Annotated in this window: 2 protein-coding genes; both read right to left on the bottom strand. The window is 57.2% G+C overall.

Features of this window, described 5'->3' with window-relative positions; genetic code table 11:
* Positions 1–1,070: hypothetical protein (locus tag ACF8AM_RS24220; RefSeq protein WP_392558119.1), on the bottom strand; the 1,070-nt coding region annotated here is incomplete at its 3' end.
* A 114-nt stretch (positions 1,071–1,184) separates the two neighbouring features.
* A partial coding sequence (locus ACF8AM_RS24215; RefSeq protein WP_392558118.1) for an efflux RND transporter permease subunit occupies positions 1,185–3,510 on the bottom strand: 2,326 nt, incomplete at its 5' end.

Genomic DNA, 3,510 nt, shown 5'->3' with positions numbered 1-3,510 from the left:
GCCTGAATCTTCTTGATGCATCCTTTGCAGCACAGATAGATCGGCTTATCGCCGACCATCACCTTGATCGGTATACCCATGCCACCAAGTGGTTCATCCATGACGGGGCAGGTCTTCTGGGCTGCGATGGCCGCTGCGTCGGCTTGGGTTGAGGTCGAGACAGTGATCTTTGCCGTCGTCGTGGCAGCAGGCTGGGCACTGGCTTGCGTGCCGTTGCCATAAACCATCGCCAAATACTTCGCGGGCTCGGCCTGAATCTTCTTGATGCATCCCTTACAGCACAGATAGATCGGCTTGTCACCAACCATCACCTTGATCGGTGTCCCCATGCCGCCGAGCGGTTCGTCCATGACGGGGCAAACCTTCTGGGCGGCAATGGCTGCTGCATCAGCTTGGGTCGCTGTGGTGACCGTGATCTGCGGGCGACCGGCGGCATACTTAGCCGGGTCCGACTTGACCGCGCCCACACAGCCTGCACAGCAAACGTAGAGCTTCTGTCCGTTGACATCGACGGCGACGGGATCACCCATGCTGCCGAGCGGTTTGCCGCTGACGGGACAGATCTTTTGTCGTGCGATCGCCGCGGCTGCCAGTTGTTGCTCGCTGGCCGGAACGGTGGCGACTTCGTTGAAAGAGATTGTGCTGGCCGCAATACCGACCAATTGCACATCGACGTCAATCTGTCGACCAGCGATTTGCGACAAGTTCACAGGAGCAGTCAACGCTCCTTTGCCATCGGGTAACAGGTCGTAGCGATAGCGTTTCGCATTGCCTTCGACTCGTACCGAAACGGCACCACGTCCCCGGTCAACCGACACCGGCTGACCAGCGCGGTCGTAGACGAACATCTGCAGCCCGCCTTGTGAAACAATCGTTTCGATTTGCAGGTTGCCGGTTTGTTTCAAACTGCCGCCATGCGGCCCTGCTTGCGTCGCTTCGCGAGCCTGCGTCATGCCGGGCATCACGTGGTTGTGCCCAGCGTGATTGTGCTGCGATTGAATCGTCTGCCCAAACACGCCCGATGTGGACATCGCGAGTGAGAAAGCGGTGATGATGAGTGTTCGTTTCATGGGAGAACTCCGTTGTAAAGTTTCAGGACACCGTCCGTTGGGTCCGTCGATCTTGGTGAGGTTGATTGATTGGATGCCTGAGTCGTGAATTCCTTCACGGTCAAACGAAAAGTTTTATGCCGCTTTCATGAGTTCCTCCTCCGGCATCGCTTCGGTGCCTTCCCAAAGCTCGTCTTGAAATCCGAAACGCATTTTCAATTCCAGGTAGCCGCAATAGAGCGTCGGCACAATAAACGACGTGAACGGTTCAGCTAACATGCCACCGAACACGGGAATCGCCATCGCTCGGGCGACGTCAGCACCACGGCCTGTCGCAATTAACACTGGAATCAACGCGGCAAGCGTCGTCACCGTTGTCATCATGCAAGGTCGAATGCGTTTCAGTCCAGCTTCGTAGACTGTGTTGCGGATATCTTCGACCGTTTCGACTTTACGTTTCTTCAGCAGTTGATGGATGTAGGTCGCCATCACCACGCCATCGTCGACGGCTAGTCCGAACAACGCGATGAAGCCAACCCATACTGCCGTATTGAGTTCGACGCCCATCGTTGCCACTGCAATCATGCCACCAGCGAAGGCGACGGGGATACCGGAGAACACGGCCAACGAAATCGAGAGGTTTCGGAACTCCATGTAAAGCAACATCAGATTGATGCAGATCACCATCGGAATGATCCACATCAAACGCCTGTTGGCTTCGATCTGATTTCGGAAGCTACCAACGGCCTCGAGAGAGTATCCCGCTGGCAGCGATAACCGATTCGGGTCGGACGGAGGCAGCGCCTGTGCCGCGCGGAGCTGTTCTTCGATGGCGGAGACCGATTCCAAATCGCCCTTGCTGCCATTGGTCATGAAAGAAACGTGAGCGACCAGTCGGCCATTCTCACTGTTGATCGCACCCGGACCCCAAGTCGTTTCCAGCGTCGCGAGTTCTTCGAGCGGTACGACCGCCCCCGAATGTGTGACGACGGGTAAGCGTTTCAGGCCGTCGATCTGTTCGCGGAGGTCGCGGTTGTAACGGAGCCGCACTGGATAACGCTCACGTCCTTCAACGGTCTTGATTAAATTCATCCCGCCGAGTGCGGTCTCGATGACTTGGTTCACCATCGACGAACTCATCCCGTACCGCGATGCCGCTTCGCGGTCGACCGTGAACTCGACATAGGGTTTGCCAAGCACAATATCGGGATTGACGGTGCCGGCGTTGATCAGCGGCGACTTCTTCAGCTCAGCGGAGACATTCATGGCCGCGTCAGCCAACTCGTCGAGTTCGTTGCCGTAAACTCGAATGGCCATCGGTGCCTTGATGCCAGACTGCAACATCACGACTCGGCCCTCGATCGGTTGTAACGCCGACGCGGGCGTGACACCGGGCAACGTGGCGACTCGGTTGATTTCGTCCCACACGTCGCGAGCCGTGACGCCTTCTCGCCACTCGCTTTCGGGTTTGAGCATCACATAGGTTTCGACCATCGCGGCCGGCGCGGGGTCGAGTGCCGATTCGACGCGACCGATCTTGCCAAGCACATCTTTGACTTCGGGAATCTGGCCGATCAAAACATCTTGCGTCTGCAACACTTGCATCGCTTGCGAGAAACTGGCTGCCGGGTACAGCGTCGGCATGTAGAACCAGCTTCCTTCGTCGAGCGCGATCCAGTCGTCGCTCTGCAACCCCGTAAAAACATGCTTGGCATCGACGTAGCCGGGAAAGTCATTCAGATCGGCACCGAACAAGTTGGCGAACTTTTCGACCGGACGGAGCACGGTTGGCATTCCGACGTAGGCACCCACGCCGATGATCAACAGCATCAACGGAAACGAAAGCGCAACCGCTTTGTGGTTCAGGGCGTATCGCAATCGGGCTGCGTAAATCCAACGAACGAAGCGACTGGAAGGAATCTCTTCGATTGGCCGAATCCGCTCTCGCAGCAATTGCCAACCGGCAATGAATCCGATCACTGCGGCGACGGTGGTCACGATCCAGGTTTCCAAGCCGAATCGCTCTGCGAGTCGCGACCCCCAAAGGAAATGCGAAGCCACACCGAGAAGTCCGGCCAGCGAAACGCCAGCGAGCAAAGCCGCACTCTTGCGACGCACATTGCTTCGCAGCATCAAACGGCACAGTGCCGGCACAATCGTGACGGCGGTGATCATCGCCGCAGCAATCGCAAATGTCTTGGTGTAAGCCAGCGGAGAGAACAGCTTGTAATCGCGACCGGTCAAAAAGAAGACCGGCAAGAAACTGACAATGGTTGTCGCCACGGCGGTCACGACGGCCGGTGCGACTTCAACCGTTGCCTCGTAGACGACTTCCGTGCGAGGTTGTTTGATCCGAGCCTCTTCGCTACCAGACTCCCAATCCGAAAGATGCTGGTAGATGTTCTCCGAAACAATGATCGCCATGTCGACCATCGTGCCGATCGCGATCGCGATCCCCGCC

The sequence above is a fragment of the Rhodopirellula sp. JB055 genome (genome assembly GCF_043100905.1).
GTDB lineage: Bacteria > Planctomycetota > Planctomycetia > Pirellulales > Pirellulaceae > Rhodopirellula.
Note: the sequence above shows the minus strand (reverse complement) of the source record. Positions and strands in the feature narration are given on the sequence as shown.